The organism is Pseudomonas sp. NPDC089392, from assembly GCF_044749595.1.
In the GTDB taxonomy this organism is placed as follows: Bacteria; Pseudomonadota; Gammaproteobacteria; order Pseudomonadales; family Pseudomonadaceae; genus Aquipseudomonas.
The window spans coordinates 33,447-52,522 of sequence record NZ_JBIVIF010000046.1 but is presented as its reverse complement, the minus strand read 5'-3'; the positions used below and the strand labels follow the sequence as shown (position 1 = coordinate 52,522).

The following is a 19,076-nucleotide window of genomic DNA, read 5'->3' as shown; positions in this document are numbered from 1 at the left end:
TCGGCGCCGGTCAGCGCTGCGGCCGCGACGGGCTGGCTGGCCTGAGCAGGTGCAGCATCCTGGCGGATCGGTGCTTGTGTCTCGGCGCCGGTCAGCGCTGCGGCCGCGACGGGCTGGCTGGCCTGAGCAGGTGCAGCATCCTGGCGGATCGGTGCTTGTGTCTCGGCGCCGGTCAGCGCTGCGGCCGCGACGGGTTGGTAGGCCTGAGCAGGTGCAGCATCCTGGCGGATCGGTGCTTGTGTCTCGGCGCCGGTCAGGGCTGCCGCTGCAGCGGGTTGGTTGGCCTGAGCAGGTGCAGCATCCTGGCGGATCGGTGCTTGTGTCTCGGCGCCAGTCAGCGCTGCGGCCGCGACGGGCTGGCTGGCCTGAGCAGGTGCAGCATCCTGGCGGATCGGTGCATGTGTCTCGGCGCCGGTCAGCGCTGCCGCTGCCACGGGCTGGTTGACTTGAGCAGGTGCGGCATCCTGGTGGATCGGTGCGTGTGCCTCGGCGCCGGTCAGTGCTGCCGCTGTTACAGGCTGATTGCTCTGCGCAGGAGTCGCGTGCTGTCGAATAGGTGCAGGTGCAGGTGCAGGTGCAGGCGCTTCAGCGTTCGCTTTCATCGGTGTGACCAGTGGCTGGCCATGAGCTGCAGCTTGCGTATTTTCGCCCGGGGCGGCCATCAAGTTGCCTGCGTGTCCGCCCAGTGGAGCAAGAGCATCGGCGGGCGCCGGCATTGGAGTAACTAGCGGCTGACCACTCTGTGCTTGAGCGCCTGCTGTTGCGCCATCACTCTGGAGCATCGAGCGCACACTTGAGCCGGGCTCATAGCGTTCAGGCTTGCCGTTCGCGGCCACATCAGCGTTGTAGTTGTCAGCCATGTGGTCGGAAGCGATCATCATCCCTGGGACGACCGAAACGTTGCCGGCGAGCTTGGTGGCGGCTGCGGCCTCCCGAACGGCTGTCTTCGCAGTTGCCGAGGCGACTTTCGCAGTTTCTGCAGCTTCTGCCACATGTTCACCATTCACCACTCGCGAGGCCTGACCTCGGTTACGGAGAAGTGCCGGTATCTCATGGCCAGCAGCGTTGGCGACGCGTGCAGCCTGCGCAACCTCTGTACCAGCTTCCGCGGTCTTAAGTGCTGCCTCTGCGCCTCTTGCTGCCATCACAGCCCTACCAGCTTGCGCGCCTTTGAGGGCAGCGTTACCCCACCCTGCGCCTGGCACAAACATTGTCGCTGCCGTAACGGCCATCGCAGTTTTAGGGTTCTCTTGCTCCCATTGCTGTTCAGCCTGACCTGCACCAATCATCGTGTTTGTGATTGGCTTGGTCGACATGGTGTCGCGGATCTGCTCAGGGGAAAGCGTGGTGTCTGAATTTTCGAGTGCGGTTTTCCCTGCTCGCATCTGTTCTTGTGCTTTAGGACGGCTACTTGGCAGTTGTGACGACACATATGTCTCGCGGTCTTCGTAAGAACGGTAAGGATCCATTCCTGATGCGACCTCTCTCAACTCCTGTGGCTGTGGAGCACCTGTTGGCCCGACCTGGTTTGCATCAACGCCAGAAACATTCATCGACGGATTGCCAATATTTGCACGAGAAACCTGACCGGCTGGGTTGTCACTGATCTGGGCCGCTTTGCCCCCTACGCCCTTAAATTTACTCGCATCACCTTCGCTCGGACCGCCCACAACGTTGCCCGTCATAGCCGAAATGACGTTAGCGAACTCGGTGTCCGCCCCAATCGACTTCAGAGCCCACAGCTGAGCGGACTCACGTGCCCCAACCATTCCGGTGGACTGTTGGGCGTATCGAGTTTCTAGCTCGGGGAATTTTTTGTTGAACTCACTGCGCTGAGAATCACTGAGACCCGCGATGGCCTGATTGAGGGCCTGCATACCCTGCTGCGAACGTGTGAGATTCCCACCGGTGGTCTCCTCACTGATCTTCGCGTTTGCGGAAACGCCGGCTTCCGCTGAGGTCGCTTGCTGGAAGCGATTGAACGACGACTGGGTGTCAGCGGTTGTTGCACTCAGACGACGACCGAGTGCGTTTTCAGTTGCGGCTTCTCTACCGGTGCTATGAGAGAACGTGTCAGCAACCGAGGCCTTCCACCCGGACATGTCGCTTTCATTTTTGGAGATCTCCGTACCAAATTGGGATGCTATCGTTGAGGCCTGAGACTTGGTCATATCCTTACCAGTGGCGTTCTGGATGCCGGCAGAAACACCTCCAAAAATGCCGCTGAAGCCAACTTTAGCGTCGAACGCCTCTTTGAACGAGTTCATCTCTTTGCCAGTGAAGCCCAAGGCCTGGCCAATGCTATCGCCCAGTTTCATCGCCTGTTGGGAGATACTACTATGCTGCCGATCAAGCGACTGCATACGTTGATCTGTCCAGCTATCACCGGATTTGTACGAGGACATCTGACGGAGAGATGCCTCCACTGCTGAGGAGCTCTCGCTGCGCTTCGAATGGTCAGAACCGAAGGCACTCTGGGTAGAAGTGCTTAGAGTATTTTTCAGATCCGCAGAGTTCCAGTTGGCGCCATTCAGCGAAAGCCCATTATTGATGCTGCCAGAATGTTCGGACTGGTATTGGTTGCGACTTGCAACATCGACATGTGCCCCGTTCTTTACGAGATCAGGTGACTGGAGCTTTTCGTCATTGTGGTCACGTCCTGACCAGCGACTTGCAAGACTCACCATACCGTAAGCAGTTAGCCCAAGCATTGCTGCCGAAATGAGTGGGGTTGCGGCAAGCATGTCCGATGCAATACCGAGCCTAGTTGCCAGGACATCGTAATATACGGCCTTCAAGTTGCTCGGCACCAACCCTTTCTCGGTGAACTCAGTCAGCTTTTCAGCGACATCGTTTTGTATGTACATCTGAATTACTGCGGAGAATGGTAACCACGAAGTTGTCCAGATGCCAAAACCAAGGAATTTCACATACATCATCAAAGATCCAGCACCTTTGAATAGGCTGTAAATGATGACGATTGGGGCGAAGCCGAAGAAAAGGATCTGAAGAAAGACCATCGTCGGCATCATGATTTTAGCAAAGAAGCTTCCAGATGCTGCTGCGTCGGAACGGAACTGCTCGTCTTGCTGGGTAAGGGAGGACATGCAGAGGTTGAAGCTATTTTGATCCGCAACGCTGTCGAGACAGTTATATGTGCCAACTATAGAGTTAAAGAAGAATGCGTTGACCATGAAATCATCAGCGCTTTGTGCTGATGACCACAGCGAAGGCACCAAGTTAGTGATGGCGGCACTGACATCATCTGGCGTGTAAGCGCTACCTGAAGGACTTTTGTCCTTCATGCCCGCATTGATCATTTTCTTGGCGGCATCAGAGGAAGGGAAAGAACCAACTCGGCCGTCAAGCCTCGTTTGTGCCTCCTGGCACGAAAGCGCTAAGCCGCTAATGTTCACGTTATCCCAGTAGGTTGTAAGACCTGTGCCGCGGGAATGACCTAAAACGTAAGACACTATGTTCGTAGATTTCTGAAAATCCGCGATGCTGAACGTCGTAGAGCCTGGAACGCAGTCGATCACATATTGTTTGAGACTGGCAACAAGATAGGGATCAACATTCTCCACCCCTTTACGCAGAGTGAGGAGCAGTTTCAATGGCGTTACAAAGCCGTTCTGAGTTACGGCCATGTAACTGCCAGAAGTACTTTGGTATGCCGTGGTAATCTTTTCAAACAGACCGTACATAGTCGTCGTGAATAAGCTGGCCGGGGCGGCAAGTACGAGGGGGACGTTGTCGACCTTGTTCACCGTCCCTGTGTAGATGTCTTCGATCTTGACATCGGCCTTAATGGTGCAACAGGCAACCATCATAGCGAAGCCAAATAGACCACCTACAGGACCGTTAGCAGGGATGAACTGTTCAGATGCACCCTTTTGGATGACGAACATAATTCCCGAGATCAACGCAACGAACCCACCTACCAGGTACACGCCAGTCATGAATCCCTTAGCGTTGAACACCATCGCTACGCTATTAAGCGTATTATAGAAGGTCGAAACATCACCAAGTACATATACAGTGAAGTCCATAGTTTATTCCTAGAGGCCCGGCTTGACAAAGATGGCGGGGTTACTGGTTAGAATCATTTTGACCCATTGCTCAGTAGCTACAATTCTGGGCTGGAAGTTTGCGTCTTCCGCCCTGATTGCCGCCAGTTCTTGAGTGAGCTTACTGATGTTCTGGTCAACAAAGTCTGGTTTAATACCTTTGACTCCATTGAAGGTCTGATTGGCGGCATACAGTGCCGCCTCACCATATTTAAGGGCCAGCTCGTTGGCGATGATTGGTGCCATTTGCTCAGCAACTGTCTGAATGGCCCCTGGGAACTGTTGTACCTTTCTTATCAGAGCCAGCGCTGGTGTTTTTACAGAATTGATGAATTGTTTCTGTGCAGCGGTGAAGTCACATGAGTTTGTAGTGCAGTTTGTAAGTTTACCAACAATCGAAGTACTAGCTGTCCCAGTAGTCGCGCCCTGTGCGTAGCCAAACAGCATTTTGTTGGTGTATCCCAACGTGCCATCAAAGCTCAACGTCTTATTAGGGTTGATGCTAGTGCACTTGTTCCGGTCGTACCCGTTGTTGCAATGCAGGATTCTCAATGGGGTGCTGTTTGAGCTTGAGCCGTTTTTGAAGTTCATCAAAGTCAAAGTCGGGCTGTAGATTTGGCCAACCTTTGGCTTCTCAGAACCGTCAGAGTTCTTGGAAGAGCTGTCAGGAGCGGTCATTACCACTGCGCCAATCATGCTCATCACAACTTCATTAGCGAGGTTGCTGTCAGCTTCGCCAGTGTCGGGATTGCCCAGGTATTGGCCGGATGAGGTATCTGTCAATGCTTTCCATACTGGGTTGCCGCACTCCTCGCAGCTTCCGTCATTTGTGCCTTTGTCAGAACTGCTGTTTGGAGAGCTGAACAGGTCCGACAAACCAGCAAACAGATCAGAGAAAGAGCCAGTTGCTGCCGAGGCCGCCGTCGAAGCCTGGTCAACCATTTCTTTTCGGGCTGATGGGTCAGTGAACGATTTGACGATCGAGTTCGCCACTGCGCAGGTATTCTTCATCATCTGGTTCAGGGCTTGAAGTTTATTCTGGAAGTCCTGCATCAGCTTGCCCAGGGCCGGGTTAATAGCGTCAATGGCGGCTTTGAACGCAACACCAACAGCGTTTGCTGCGATTTGGCGGAACAGCGCAACTAGGGCGTCAGCGTTGATGAAAGAGAACGACCCCGCGAACATATCAATACCGCCACAACCGGCCGAGAATCGGGGCGGGTCGAAAGCTACCAGGTTAATGTTTCGCACCGGGCTTCGAAGGGCTGCGCCTCCGCCGACCATGCCGCCCCGGCTTTGGCTTGTGAATGCGCCCGCGCTCGTGCTGTTCGACATGAACATGCCGTCAAGCGCATCTGCAAGTCCAGCTGAAGCAGGTACTGAAACCATGGTAAGTGTTGCAACCAGTAATAACGAAACCAGCTGCTTAAATTTATTCCGCATTATTGCTGCCCCCCTCGTAGCGGCCTTCTAATTTGTCCTTTAGATATTTAACCCACTGCTTTGGATCATCACTTGCACCTTTTTGAGTGTCTTCGTTGGTCAAGACGCCTCGATCATAGGTATTGATTTTCTGGGCAATATCTTTCGGCAGTAGATTGTTGCTGTCAGCTGCAATGATGATCCGCTCCGCGAGCTGATCCTGAGCCATCATCCCTTGCGACACGATGTAGTAGTTGTTCGGCGGAACAACGAGAACAGTAGTTGGCGTGATGCGCAAGTTCAGGATGCTCGCTTGCCCAGTGTTTTTCTCGAACTCTGTAACATTCGGTAAGGGCTTGCCATCCATGGAAATGAACTTCGTGACAAATCCATACTCCTTGGCTAGTTTTTGAACGGTATTAACCTGAGGCCGGCAGAACTCGCACTTCGAATCGAAGAAAACCCACAAACCGCCGACTGTCGCGACATGTTTTAAAGCCTCGGTTACACCGGCCTGGGCATTCCGCAGGAAGAAGGGTTTCGTATATGTCGCGATAGGGACTCGGTTGTTCTCGTCCAAAAATGGATCGGCTGCCACTACACGGGTTGTCATCTCTGCATAGCGCTGGGACTTGTCCATGGCCACGCGCTGCGCGTAGAGGTACGCCTCAACGTTTTCCTTGCTAGGGTCGTCGATCGCGGCGTCCAACAGCTTCGGCATGTTTTCGCGCAACCACGAAACAGAAAACGGCTGGATCTTCGGTTCTTCGGCGGCCGTTTTTCCGGCGGGCGGTTTTGGCTCTCGTTGCATTAATGGCGGAGCCGGGGGGGTCTCTTTTGGATCTTTGTAGAAGAACCACCCTTCTGCTTTCCGCTCGATGAACCTCGGAGATCCACTGTCGGTATCCGCAGAGACAGCACTCGGCAAGGCAGCGATCGAGAACAGCGCCAATACCGAAATTGCTTTTGATAATCCTTTACGCGTACGCATACGTGAAAGGCGCTTGAATGGAGCTTTCATCAGATGATAGGCCCTACCTTGCCAATGATCAGCTTCGAATCAAGGAAGCCCCAGTAGCGACCGTCATAACTACGTGGCTCAGTCCCAATAACCAGAATCTTGCCGGCTGGTACTGTCATGACTCGGTCGAAATCGCCGGACTTCTTGCCCAGTTTTCCGATGAGGTCCAGCTCACCGATCAGTCGATCGCCGATGTATGCAACGTTGTTCTTCACGACCAGTTTGTCGCCCGGGAGGCCTGCGACCATCTTTCCGACGGTCTTCCCTTCAAAGTGCTCGCCCATGAAGCCACCTTTTGGCACGAAAGCGACGAAATCACCACGCTTGAGCTCGGCAGGCTGGCCATAAGTGATCATGTACAGGCGCCAGGGCAGGCAACGTACTGACGCAAGATCAACGCCGATCCGGTAGTCCTGGCGAAAGGTCGTAACAGCGGCAACTGCAACGATGAAAGAAGCGGCGATACCGATGAGCGAGTTTCGAAGAAATCGAAGCCGTGCCTTGTCTGACCGAAGGGCTTTGAGCGGGGACACCAGTCGAGACACCAGTGCTTTAGCGTTCATGCGATCACTCCAGCTCAAGGCCAAGATGCTGAGCAACTTGGACAGTTACGTTCATGCCTGCCGGGGCGTTCAAGGCTACCGATGAGTTGATAACCAGTACCCCTGAATCCGTGTACGCCTTCAGTACATTCTGGAGGTCTGTCACAAACGCGAGGCCGTCGGCCTGTGCTTGCTCGGGGCTCAATTCGGCCTTATCGAGGGTTCGCTTCATCTGTGCATTGGCGAGCTTTGTGCCGTCAACCAACACTACCTGAGCACCCACATTGAGATTCTGCCCGGCGAAGTGATAAGCCATGAAGCTGCTAAAACTGGATACAGCGAGGGCCACGATGACGCATGTCAGAAAGGAAACACCAGCAGGTCCTTGCTGGGCTTTGGTAGCTGGTGCTGGCTTCGTCCTAACCTGGTCGTCATCAGGGCGGATTTGTTCCCCTGCCTGTTGTTCTTGGCTATTCGCTGTATCAGTCATCTCGGCGTTTCCCTAATAGCGATGGAAAAAGATAGCGCTCTGCGCGCAGTTGTTTGACAAGCATAACACGTAGCACTACGATAACAGTATTAGATTGCAGCAACAAAAAGCCCGGCTGATGGCCGGGCTGAGCATTGCAGTGCATGCGGTGCGAGCTGGAGGTGCGGATAGCTTGCTGGCTTCTCTACGCCGCGGAGCTTTGGCGGGCCATGTAGTTGTTCACTGCCTCCACCGCATCGACGCCACGGTCAAGATCGTCAAGAATCTCGTTGCGCGCTGCCCCTTTCGAGGAGAACGTCACGTTGTGGAATTCATCCACAACAAGACGCACGATGCCCCAATCGGTTTCGCTGCGTTTGACCATGATCTCGCTGTACTTGCCAGGCATTGTGTGAACTGACTTCAGCATGTGAGCACCGTAGGGTTCGATCTTGAACTGCTTGCTGTCGATGGCCGAGTCGATCGATTCGGATTTTTGCTGCAGGATAAACTGCCAGGCCGAGTTCGCAGCGATAGCTTCAGTGTTTTTCGACGCGTAGACGTCGCCGATAGCCTGCGTGACCACCAGCACTGCGCCGTCTTCTTTACGCGCCTTGCGGTAAGCCGCAACCATCGCCTTGGCCATCATCGGATCATCGAGCATCTCCCAAGCCTCATCGACGATGAGGATTTTTTTCCGGCCCCGCTCACCCAGCTGAGCCTTGTACATGTCGTGGTTGATGCGGGAGATCAGCTGCAGCAGCACTACCTGTTGAAGAGCCGGCCGCCCCTTGAGGTCGCTCAGCTCCATGCAGATGAACGCATTGCTCATATCCAGGTTGTTCTCACCATCGAACCACTTGGTGTATTGGCCGCCGGCGAACGGGAACAGCTGGCGCCCTAGTCGCAAGCACTCCGGGTCGTCCGACTGATTGATGAACCACTCCGCAACTGCAGTGATGTTCGCTGCGTTGCCATACTTCTCCCAGGTACTGGTGATGGCCTGTTCAACGCGAGAGAGCTGGTAATCGTCAAGCGTGTCCTCTGGGGCGGCCATTTTGGCGATGGTGGCTTTGAGGATGTCCATTTCCTCGTGCAGGTCTTCGACGTGCGTGAACGGGTTGAGGCACACATCCGACTCAGGCTTGAACTCGATGAACTCGCCGCCAACCATCTTGCAAAGCTTCAGGTAACTCCGGCCGGCGTCGATCACCCACAGTTTTGCACCAGCAGCGAGATAGTCGGCGGCGATTTTCTGAGTGAAGAACGACTTGCCAGCGCCGGCCTCAGCAAAAATGATTCCGCTGTAGTTGGTGCTCGATTCATACAAATCAATCAATGCCGCCTGGCCGCGGCGGGTGAGCATGAGCATTGCTCCGGCCATGCCGCTACCAGTCCACTCGCCAAGGATTGGCAGGAATTGACAGGCATGCCGAACTGCCATCGTATGGAAGCGATAGAGGTTCTTGACCCCTTCTCGCGATGTGTTGAGTGGCAGCAGGTTGTTCCAGAGCGCTTCCAAGATTCGGCGATCTTCCCTGAGCTCGAAAGCAAGGGATGTGTAATAAGCCTGCAGGCCTGCGGACAGTTTGTTCAGGCGCTGCTTATCCCTTGAGAACAGGAAGATCGTGAAGTTTACTTCTACGATGATCGCACCCTTACCGTCGATCTCATGGACCAGGGTGTCGATGCCCTTTTTCTTGTAGCTGAGGATGGGGATCAGGTGGGCTGTCGGTCCAAAGACCTGGTGATTGATGATTGAGGACGTTTGCTTGACTTCGTCCTTCTTCACGACCTGATCCGGATAGTGGATGGTCAGCACCATGTAGTACGGGTCGGTGATCTGGTTCGAAAGACCGTTCGGGTCCCCGATCATGTGGTTCATGATTGCGAGGCTGGTTTTCTGCGGGAAGTGTTTGACACTCAGCGCCTTCGCATAATGGGCGCCGTCATTGAAATTGATGGTCGACGGATCATCATAGTTGATGGAGTCGCCAGGGTAGTAAACCTGATCCTTGATCAGTTGATCTTCATCGTAGTGAGACCGAGGAGCATCCCAGAGCTTCGTGATTATTCGCATGAGCACTAGGTAGCCCACGGCATCGAGCTGGAACAGGTTCAGGGACGCTGCTTTAAGCGCTTCCGTGACACGGTCGGCCGATTCCTTCGTTGCCGCAATGTCTGCGTCATCCGGGCTCTCGTTACGGCACGGGAATTTTACTGTCACGATGACGCGCTGACGATTCAGCATCACACCGCTCCGTTGAACCAACGGGGTATCGATGCCACCGGTGATCAGATTCGCGTGCTGCCGAGAGAGGGCCTTGAGGATCGGGTTCAGCGCAGGTTTACTGTTCAGATAGGCATCGATGTATTCACCGACATCGGGGCTTCCAAGCATAGCGATCTGAATGAAGGTGCCGGGCGCGAAGTTCATGCTCAAGGCAGACTGGAGCTTGTCAACGGTTGAGGAGCTGGCGCCTGTCAGGGCATCAGATACAAAACATGCCCCGAGGTAATGTTCATTTCCATCGGAGCAAAAGAATACCTTTGAGTCGGGATCGATAGCCCTGACATTGAGTTTTTTTTGAGGGGTGGAGGTTCTATCCCCTTTGATCGTCGCTTTCGAGGCTGCCATTTCACTGTTCGCCATATGTGGTGGTTGAGTAGGCTTGGAAGGCCTGGAGGGCAACCCGCAGGCAGAGCCAGTTGAAAAGGCGCACTAGCGACCTAGTGCGCCTTGAGAGGCGTTACAGCGTGGCGGTGAAGATGTTGGTCAGCACGCCTGGACCAACGCTCGCGGAGAGGGCTACAGCTACGCCGGTCACAACAGCCATGACCGACTGCTTGACCACGCCGATTGCCAGGCCGGTACCCAGGGCACCCAGGGCAAAGACTTTACCCAGGGAGCCAGTCATCCAACCGTCGAGGCTGGTGACGATCTCGGTGAAGGTGGAGTCGGAGCCAGCTGTCACGTCGACGGCGACAGCCAGGCCGACAACAGCCATGCTCAGCAGTGCACGCTTGTCGATTTTCTTGAATGGAGCAGCGGCTACTGCGTTGGTTTCGATTTGTGCGATTTGTGCGGTCATTGTGTAGCTCCCAGTGTTATCAGTTCAGATTGATGTCAGTTGTGGATGGGATTGCGGACGATGTAACTTGCGGTCCGTAATTGGTTGGTTCTGCAGCAACGTTTTCCGATTTAGGTGCGGCAACGCTGACTGGCGGTACAGCGGTTAACTCAAGGTGAGGGACAACCATGCCTTGGCCTGAATATTCGGATTTCCCGAACGACCAAGTGCGTGGCTGGATCTCGGTAAAGAGGTAGGACGGAAAGTGCAAATCGTCTTTGCTGTCGATCCATGGCGCAATCCAGATGCGCATGACCTGGGCTGGAACTCGGACTGGTCGAGCAAGTTCTGCAACAGCTGGCCCTGGCATACCGTTTGATACTTTGAGGTTATGCTCAGAGCCGGCAGTCTTTCCCATGTCGTCACCGTACTTCACGTTCGGCGCCTTCTGACCAATTGGCATGTCACTGTCAGTCAGCGCTGGACTCTGTTCAGTGGACTTGTAAACGGCCATTGGCGACTTACAAATGATGCCTTGTGGCATGCCGGGGCATGAGAACTCGTCTTCGCCGGCAGTATTCAGCCAGGACGAACAACCACTCAGAAGAGCAATAGGCAACAGCGCTGCGACTAATGCAGTACGTTTCATGTAATTACCTTTCATCATTTCAGTTCGATCCCTTTCACCAGCATGATCGTAACTTTACGGCCGGCGTCGATCTCAACCACCGGAGTCATTTCGCGAGCCATCTCCATATAGAATTTGGCAATTTCATTCGCGGAAGTAGAGAACCCTTTAGCCACACCAGTTTGCAGAATGGTCGAAGTATCAGCACTTTGGGTTTGTGTGGTGCTATTGTCACCCAAGCTCAACTGCGGGATTGTTTGTGGTGTCATGCCTTGTGCGAGCCCCGAGAGACCGCCGGCAACCAAAGTTTTGGCAATCATTTGGCCCTGCTTGGACACGAGACGGCCACGCATACCGACCCGCCCGTCCTCGCCAACGATGTAACCTTCCATTTTCCCTTCGATGATCTTTCCGTCCTTGCGTACGCAAGAGAAAGTTTCGGTTCGAAGCATGGCGCGTTCGCTGGACAGAACACCGTAGCCTGAAGCGAGCGCAAAACATTCTTTGACATCGACGCTGTACTTGTTTGGAAGTACTGCGTCAGACTTGATTCGCAGTGTTGTCGGCACGGGGTTTTTCTGCGTTGTAGAGCTGGTAGGAGCGTCCATACCGTTCAACAGCACTCCCTCGAAGAACGATCCGGCTGGCATAGCCGGGGTCGGCTTCTCTGCTTGCTTCGGTGCCTCATTGCGGGACGTTTGAGTGCCGCCAGTAACCCGCAGGGTTGCTGCCTTTGGTTTCGGCTCTTGTAGAGCTTCACCAGTGGCAGTGGCGCCTTCATAGCCTGGCAACGCACTATTCAGTGCTGGCGCGTTACCGCCCTTGTTCAGTTCCAATTTCTCCATCCGATCACCCAAACGCTTCAGCTCGCGAAGCGTGTCCTGGGTAACTGGGTCTGGCCGTTGCCCCCGCAGCCGTTCTTCTTCGAGTGCGCGCAGTCGATCATCTTTACGATCTTGATCCATCTGCTTGATCGATCTGCCGAATTCATCTAGACGCTTGTTCTGAACAGCCAACATAGCCATGATCTGCTCGGGAGTATTGTTATCTCCACGAGGCAATAGCAGTTTGGTATCAGAGGTCGCGTCGGTTTTCGAATTATTCTTAGGCTTGTCATTACCAACAATGACAGACCCAACGATCATCAAAAAGCCTAAAAGGCCAATAATTGCAATGGTAGATCGAACGCCAGGGCTAAGATCCTGCCACTTATCTTTCAACTGGTCCTTGATAGCCATGCTCAGTTCCCCGTTGCCGACTTATCAGAGACGATGAAAACATCAGTGGTCATACCGGCACGAAGGGTGGCGGTCGGGAAGAAAGACACGGCACGGACGCCTTCGCTGTAGAAAGTGCCTTCATCAAGATCAACATCGGTTTTTGATGTTCCTTGCAGGCTGTAGCGATAAATATCGTACTCTGGGCCGGAGTAACGCACCTTAGGATAGGCAATCACATTACCAATGTTCGCAGCCGATGCTGGGAGCAGACCTTCGCTGAAACCCTCAGGCGCTTTGCCAAGAGCTGCTTCTCGTAGCACATAACGAATGGTATCGGTGTAGTTGTTGCTGTCTGGCGCATGATTTTCTGAGGCATGCCCACCAGTTTCTGCCATTGGCTTGTCCAGCTGCAGAGTAATTGTCTGCTGTGGAAGCTCCTTCGGAATCAAGGTCAAAGAGATAACCGGGTCGTTTGGATTGGAACCTGTCACGTAGAGTGCGACAGGCTTATCCTTGGTTTTCATCGTCGCATAAAGCGATTGACCAATCTGGTTAATATCCAAATCATCTGGTTGTTGGTCAACAGCTTTAGGCGAAGCGAACGGAGTAGAAATCCGGTTCGGCAAGATGTTCGAAACGTAAATAACTTCGTTCCGGTCTGAACTCACGCGAACAACCTGGGTGCGCGAATCTGATTCGGCACCCGGCATTACACCTAAACCTGGCAGAGGCTGCGCTTCGACAGGTTTGACACGTTTAGCTGCCGTAGGAACGGGTGGCAATTTGACTTCCGCCATCCCATCAGCCCATGAGATGGATGCATGGATGGTGGCCAGCACGACTAGAGCAATGGCTGAGCGTTTCACTGAAGCGCCTCCTTGGTTGGTTCTGCTGGCTTAGGCGGGTGAGACTGAAGCCACTTGAGTGTTTTGGGGGTGCTGCCTGGGTAATGGTCCATGCCCGTGATCCATGGGCGGCCCGCACGCATCTCGATGACGTACTCGACCACTTGGTAGTCCTGTTTAGGCTTGCCGGCTGCGCTGCGTGACTCCATCGAACCGAGAATGAAAACCTTCTTGGATTCCTTTTCGTAGCTGATGTCAGTGGCGTTCCAAGACACGGAGCCGGCGTTCGTTGCGAACACGGGATCGTTGGCCAACACGAACATCTTCTTGCGAACGTCTGCGTAGATCTTCGGATCAACGAAGGCGCTTACAGAGTCGGCGATGAAGTTCACGTTCTTGGGCGTGACATTTCCCATCAGGGTCGAGGCATAAAGACCAAAGGACTTGATGTATTCGTCGTCCGCGTTGTTCCAGCCAACTTTCACCGCCTTGTCCAGGTTCGGCGGCACCAAACGCGTGGTTTCGTGCTGCCCCATTTGGTTGAAGGCGAGTAGCAGGACCGCTACCGCAAGGCAAGCGTTCGACAAGGTCTGGAAGTTTGTGAGGCTTTTCAGCCCTTCCATCGTTTTCTGCATTTTCTTGATCTTCATTCCGGCCCCTGAGCGCTATCAGATACATAACGCGTACAGATAAATTGATTCGAAAGCTTTAGTAGAAGTAGTCGCGCTTCGAGGAGTCGTCGTAGTGCTTGTTCAGCGCCATGACTCCTGCCTCGTAGCAGAGGTGGTGCAAAACACCGTCCAGTGCACCACTCTTGAATCGCTTAAACCGCTTCACTGCATACCAGCCGCCGGCGAGGGAAGCGATGGTTGCCCAGCCACCCAGTGCGATACCTGCGCCCAAGCAGCCAATGAAGATCGCAGCCTCATCAATTTCCCAGAAAAGTAATTGCACCTGGCTGTCTACGTACCGGGGGATATCGATCTCTTTCACAGAGGTTTCCCCGCGGCTTTCACGATGTCGACTTCGACCCGACGGTTCATCGAGCTGTCGGAGCTCGAAACAGGATCGCGTTTGCCCCGGCCGTAGACCTTAATGTTTTTCTTCTTAACACCCTGCCGGATCAGGTAACGCGCAGCTTCGATGGCGCGATTCTCGGACAGGCGCTGGTTGTAAACCGCCTCACCCACTTCGTCTGCATAACCGATCAAGGTAATGGTGCTGCCGAGGCGGAGAGCGTCAGCGATGACGTTCTTCAGCGGCCACCAGCCCGTCGGCATGGTTTTGTCGAAATCAAAATAAAGTGTGGCGCGTGTGTGGCGGGCTTCCTCGGCCACCCTTGCGTCCTCTGCATCGAGCAGAGCCTCTTCTGCCGGCATAAGAGCGCGGGCCCTGGCTGGCTCAGTCACAGTCCAGATCGGGGATTCGGCTTTTTGCTGGGTGTCGCGAATGGATTCAACAAGCGCGTGGCCAGCGTGCGCGGGCTCAACCGCAACGCCATAGCTATCTGGAACCACTACCTGTCGCACATCAACGGCACCCGCGGTGCTTGCTGAGAGCGCAAGCGTTGCAAGCAGAATGGCTCTGTTCAAGGTGTTCATAGGGTACTCGTTGGTTTGAAATGCGAATTAACACGTAGCGATAATACAGATAGTTGGCTTTTTGTTGCAACCGTCCTCTTGTGGCGCCTAAAATATAGCGACGTGTTACGTATTGCAAACGCTTTTAGAGCTTTCGCGGTCTAGCCCCCACCTTATCAGCAGCTGTGCTTCATACCCCTGCATTAGGTATTCCCTCTTTGCAGAGTCGTAGGAGTCAAAAATGCAAACTAGAACAGACGCAGCATCCCACCAAGGCTCGGCCAACGGCGAATCGCTTTGGTCCAGCCAGGGCCAGGCCGCGGCTTCTATCGGCCTGGAGGTGTGGAACAAGGTTGAGAAAACCAATCCTGATGAGACCAAGTCCTTCAACAAGGGTGGCTTCCAGGGGACTGCGATCGCGCCCATCTATCAGATCAAGCGTGCTACTGAGGTTTTCGGACCTTTTGGCCTTGGCTGGGGTGTCGAACTGATAAGTGAGGCGTACGTGGACGGAAAACCGTTCGTGGTGGATAGCCAGGTAGTTGGTAAAGAGGTCATTCACAAGGTGTACGTCGAGCTGTGGTATCTCCAACGGGGTTTCCGCGGTTCAGTGAAGCAGTTCGGCGCGACCACCTACATCACGCGAGATTCCTACGGAATCATCAGTAGTGATGAGGATCACGCCAAGAAAAGTCTCACAGACGCGACCTCAAAATGCCTTTCGTTGCTCGGTTTCAGTGCTGATGTCTTCACTGGCAAATTCGATGACACCAAGTATGTCGAGGGTCTCCGCGAGGAAGCCCAGCAAGGTCAGGTAAACGAATCAGTTGGAGGCACAACAGGTGCAGCCGAGACTGTTCAATCAGATACCCAACAGCAGGCATCTACGCAACCGCCAGAGAAATCTCGGTACCAGAAATACAAGGATCAGCTGGATCAAATTGCTCAAACCGGGCAGGCCGTAAAGGACGTGCCAAGCGTTCGGACCACCATTGAGCAGGACACGCTCCTGTCGCAGATGGAAATCCAAACGCTTCTGCAATCCCCGCTGCTGCGCTTACCCGCAGCAGAGAAAGACAATGCGCAGGCTTCAGCGTCTGGCGTGTTCCTCTAACCCCACAACCCGGGCGCCTCACGGTGCTCGGGTTTTTTTGTGCGTAGCTAAAGGCTCACTTCCATGAGTATGGATCAGATACTTCGCTCGAAAATCGGTGGCTTCAAAGACACCCTAGCACTCAGTTCAATCGGTGCGGGAGGCCTGCTGACATCACCTTTCTTCAGCTCGGTGCCGGCCACCCTCCCCCTTGCCATGGGGGCTGCGGGCTCGGCATACATCGGCAACCGTGTTTTTGATTTCTGGAAGAACCAGCTGCTCCTTGAGTCGAAGATAAACATCCGGTCGGCTACCGATCTGGCGCACGGTGATGGCTTGCTACTGGGCTTCACTACTGACACGGGCCAGCCTGTACGTGTCCCTGATGAAGACTTCATGCGACATGGATTTATCCTGGGCCAGTCCGGCGTCGGTAAAACCGTATTGGGCAAGCTGATGATGTTCCAGCAAATTCAGCGTGGCGGCGGCTTGACGTTTATTGACGGCAAGATGAATGCGGACGACATTCAAACGATCTACCAGTACTGCGTCTGGGCGGGCCGCGAGCAGGATCTGCTGATTCTGAATCCTGGTAACCCATCGCTCAGCAACACGTACAACCCCATCCTCCGGGGTGACCCGGATGAGATCGCCGCACGCATCCTATCCATCATTCCGTCTACCGAGAATAACCCTGGCGCCGACCACTACAAACAGTCGGCGAACCAGGGCATCACCACTCTCGTAGCGGCTATGCAAGCTGCCGGCCTCGCTTACAACTTCATCGACTTCACGATTCTGCTGATGAACCACAAGGCGATCGAGGAGCTGGAAACATTGCTGAAGAAGACCCAGCCTCACAACCCGGCGACCAAGAACTTCTCCCTGTTCCTTGAGCAATACAAGATCGGCGGAAAGCCGGGTATGGAGAACGTTGTCGACATCAAGCGGATGAAGGAAACGTTCGGCGGTCTTGCCGGCCGGATGTACTTGTTCGGTACGGGGAAATTCGGTGACGTGATGAACACCTACGCCCCCGAAATCGACTTGTTCGAAGCAATCCGGGCGAAGAAGATCATCTACGTCGCTCTCCCGACGATGGGTAAAAACGAAGCCGCCTCGAACTTCGGCAAGATGTTCCTGGGCGACCTGCGTACGGCTATCTCGTGGATCCAGGCGCTGCCTGAAGAGGACCGGCCTAACCCCCCGCATTTCAATTTCATGGATGAGCTGGGCAGTTACGCCGTTCAGTCGCTAGCACGCCCCTTTGAACAGGGGCGCAGCGCGCAGATGGCACTGTTCCCCGCAGCCCAGACCTTGGCCAACCTGGATGTGGTTTCCCCTGACTTCAAAGAGATGGTCATCGGTAACACCTGGACCAAGATCTTTTTCAAGATCGGTACCCAGGCCACAGCCGTTGAGTGTGCAGACCTCATCGGCATGAAAATCGGTATCACGAAGTCATTGAGCGGTACGCAGAACGAAAGCAGTAGCACCCCCCTTCTCAATGTGGCGCCAGAGGGTGGCACCGGTGCCGCCGCCGGCATATCGGTCGGTGAGCGAGAGCAGGAGGAGTACAAGGTCTCGCCGGATGACCTCAAAGCGCTCGGTAAGGGGGAATGCATCATCCAGTACGGCGGAGACCAGATCTTCAACGTCCGGGTGCCGATGATCAGCATCGACAGAAAGCTGCAGAAAGAAATCGGCCCTATTCGAATCAACCACTTCCGCAGGCCGTCCGTTAAGGGTGCGGACTTCTTCAAGAACAGTGACAAGTACCTGGGTGGCAGCGGGCTGCCCACTGGTGGGCGGAAGAAACAACAGGAGCAGCTGAGAGATGAGTAACGTAGAACCTAAGGGCGCTCATGTTGTGCCCGGGCATACCCTTGTGCTCGATGAGAGCACTGAGGGCCAGGGGCAACTGATCAGGGAGGTGATTCAGCGACGCATTGCAGCCGGCGCTGCGGTCTTCGTGGTCGGCTCATCGGTCGATGAATCACTTTTGGGAGCGATGATCGGCGCCAGCACTGCAGTTGGTCGGGGAGCTGATCTGCTCATCGTGAATCCTGGTAGTCCCGCCTTGAGCCATACCTACAACCCGGTGCTGCACACAGCACCTACCAAGGTCGCGAGCCATGTCTTGAATTTCCTCGCGGATCAGGATGCGACGGCAGGTCACGATTCAACCCCAACCGCAGCTCTTGTTCGGGCGATTGTATCCTCGCTGCAGCTCGCTGGCCTGCCCTACTCGTACCTTGATCTAGGTATGTTCGTGATGAAGCCTGACGCTATTTCAGCGCTGATCGAACACATGGCCACTGCATACCCTCGTTCAGTGCAGCTGGGAGCCCTGCAGCAGGCCTGCAAGGCCTTTCAGGATGATGATGGCGACATCTGTGCGGTAAAGCTGAAAGGACGCTTCTCGGGCCTCGCTGGGAGCATGTGCATGCTCGGCGCCGGTAGAGCGGGTGAAGTGTTCAACAGCTACCAGCCTGACGTCGTGCTGCACGAGGCGCTGGTAACACGAAAGATCGTGTATCTCGCAATTCCCTACATCGGCCGAGGCCAGGCTGCGTCCAATCTCCGCCGCATCGTGATCTCGAACCTGGCGGATGCTGTTCTGCGGTCGATCGGTGAGCCTGGTGCACCCACTGCGCTGGCTGTGTTCACCGATCCAGGTGGTTGCAATGACCCGAGCATCGAGCAGCTGCTCTCGCCACAGACTGAGCAGGTGATGAGCGTATGGGTTGCAGCTGGTTCGCTCGACGATCTTGGGCGTGAGTCTCTGGATCTGCGCGAGGCCTGCCTGAGTCGAGCTCGCAACCTGGTTCTGTTCAAACCTCAATCCGAGCCGGCAGCGCAGGTCTATTCCCAGCTGTTGCCTATGGAGCCTGAGCAAGCCCAGGGCACAGGGGATGTGATGCAAAAACTCTTGTCGATGGGCACCACCGACTACGCGATTGTTTCCGGCGAGCACCAGGTGACCTGGGCGAGTGTGGCCACCCCGGGTGAAGTGAGGTTCGCCACAGCGGCCGACATCAGACGGCCGGCCAGGCGCCAGCATGCCCGGATGACTGGCGCAGACCAATTCACGCAAACAGTTCCGGTTTAAGGGTGG

General features: G+C 54.8%; 16 protein-coding genes. 3 read left to right on the top strand and 13 right to left on the bottom strand.

Going from position 1 to position 19,076, the window contains the following annotated elements; translation table 11 throughout:
* The 13 genes from ACIP1G_RS27020 to ACIP1G_RS26960 all read right to left on the bottom strand — a co-directional run.
* A partial coding sequence (locus tag ACIP1G_RS27020; protein WP_400742540.1) for a conjugal transfer protein TraG N-terminal domain-containing protein occupies window positions 1-4,049 on the bottom strand: 4,049 nt, incomplete at its 3' end.
* A gap of 9 nt (window positions 4,050-4,058) precedes the next feature.
* Window positions 4,059-5,510 (bottom strand): conjugal transfer protein TraH, encoded by a 1,452-nt coding sequence (locus ACIP1G_RS27015; RefSeq protein WP_060515499.1) that lies wholly within the window; start codon window positions 5,508-5,510, stop codon window positions 4,059-4,061.
* Window positions 5,500-6,510, bottom strand: a complete 1,011-nt coding sequence (gene traF, locus ACIP1G_RS27010) for a conjugal transfer protein TraF (RefSeq protein WP_256213818.1) — start codon at window positions 6,508-6,510, stop codon at window positions 5,500-5,502. The genes ACIP1G_RS27015 and traF overlap by 11 nt, the downstream gene beginning before the upstream one ends.
* Window positions 6,510-7,073, bottom strand: coding sequence for a S26 family signal peptidase (locus ACIP1G_RS27005; protein ID WP_060515498.1), 564 nt, complete (start codon window positions 7,071-7,073; stop codon window positions 6,510-6,512). The genes traF and ACIP1G_RS27005 overlap by 1 nt, the downstream gene beginning before the upstream one ends.
* A 4-nt stretch (window positions 7,074-7,077) precedes the next feature.
* Complete coding sequence (locus ACIP1G_RS27000) at window positions 7,078-7,542, bottom strand: hypothetical protein (protein ID WP_060515497.1); 465 nt, start codon at window positions 7,540-7,542, stop codon at window positions 7,078-7,080.
* 184 nt (window positions 7,543-7,726) lie between these two features.
* Complete coding sequence (traC, locus tag ACIP1G_RS26995) at window positions 7,727-10,159, bottom strand: type IV secretion system protein TraC (RefSeq protein WP_060515496.1); 2,433 nt, start codon at window positions 10,157-10,159, stop codon at window positions 7,727-7,729.
* Between the two features lie 112 nt (window positions 10,160-10,271).
* Window positions 10,272-10,613 carry a TraA family conjugative transfer protein gene (gene traA / locus ACIP1G_RS26990; protein WP_060515495.1) on the bottom strand — a complete coding sequence of 114 codons (342 nt, stop codon included), beginning with the start codon at window positions 10,611-10,613 and terminating at the stop codon, window positions 10,272-10,274.
* 19 nt (window positions 10,614-10,632) lie between these two features.
* A complete protein-coding gene (traV, locus tag ACIP1G_RS26985; protein ID WP_082425847.1) occupies window positions 10,633-11,241 on the bottom strand; it encodes a type IV conjugative transfer system lipoprotein TraV in 609 nt (202 codons plus the stop codon).
* A 14-nt stretch (window positions 11,242-11,255) separates the two neighbouring features.
* Window positions 11,256-12,458, bottom strand: a complete 1,203-nt coding sequence (locus ACIP1G_RS26980) for a TraB/VirB10 family protein (RefSeq protein WP_181131292.1) — start codon at window positions 12,456-12,458, stop codon at window positions 11,256-11,258.
* 2 nt (window positions 12,459-12,460) lie between these two features.
* The gene (locus ACIP1G_RS26975) at window positions 12,461-13,306 is read right to left on the bottom strand and encodes a type-F conjugative transfer system secretin TraK (protein WP_060515493.1); all 846 of its coding nucleotides are present in this window, start codon (window positions 13,304-13,306) and stop codon (window positions 12,461-12,463) included.
* Window positions 13,303-13,935 carry a TraE/TraK family type IV conjugative transfer system protein gene (locus ACIP1G_RS26970; RefSeq protein WP_181131291.1) on the bottom strand — a complete coding sequence of 211 codons (633 nt, stop codon included), beginning with the start codon at window positions 13,933-13,935 and terminating at the stop codon, window positions 13,303-13,305. The genes ACIP1G_RS26975 and ACIP1G_RS26970 overlap by 4 nt, the downstream gene beginning before the upstream one ends.
* A gap of 58 nt (window positions 13,936-13,993) precedes the next feature.
* Window positions 13,994-14,278, bottom strand: a complete 285-nt coding sequence (traL, locus tag ACIP1G_RS26965) for a type IV conjugative transfer system protein TraL (protein WP_023383785.1) — start codon at window positions 14,276-14,278, stop codon at window positions 13,994-13,996.
* Window positions 14,275-14,886 carry an OmpA family protein gene (locus ACIP1G_RS26960; RefSeq protein ID WP_060515491.1) on the bottom strand — a complete coding sequence of 204 codons (612 nt, stop codon included), beginning with the start codon at window positions 14,884-14,886 and terminating at the stop codon, window positions 14,275-14,277. The genes traL and ACIP1G_RS26960 overlap by 4 nt, the downstream gene beginning before the upstream one ends.
* A 220-nt stretch (window positions 14,887-15,106) precedes the next feature.
* On the opposite strand from ACIP1G_RS26960, the gene ACIP1G_RS26955 reads away from it, so the two are divergent.
* The 3 genes from ACIP1G_RS26955 to ACIP1G_RS26945 all read left to right on the top strand — a co-directional run bounded on the left by ACIP1G_RS26955 (window position 15,107) and on the right by ACIP1G_RS26945 (window position 19,070).
* Window positions 15,107-15,979 (top strand): hypothetical protein, encoded by an 873-nt coding sequence (locus ACIP1G_RS26955; protein WP_060515490.1) that lies wholly within the window; start codon window positions 15,107-15,109, stop codon window positions 15,977-15,979.
* Between the two features lie 63 nt (window positions 15,980-16,042).
* Window positions 16,043-17,803 carry a type IV secretory system conjugative DNA transfer family protein gene (locus ACIP1G_RS26950; RefSeq protein ID WP_060515489.1) on the top strand — a complete coding sequence of 587 codons (1,761 nt, stop codon included), beginning with the start codon at window positions 16,043-16,045 and terminating at the stop codon, window positions 17,801-17,803.
* The gene (locus tag ACIP1G_RS26945; RefSeq protein ID WP_181131290.1) at window positions 17,796-19,070 is read left to right on the top strand and encodes a hypothetical protein; all 1,275 of its coding nucleotides are present in this window, start codon (window positions 17,796-17,798) and stop codon (window positions 19,068-19,070) included. Before ACIP1G_RS26950 ends, ACIP1G_RS26945 begins: the two co-directional genes overlap by 8 nt.
* Window positions 19,071-19,076 lie beyond the last annotated feature (6 nt).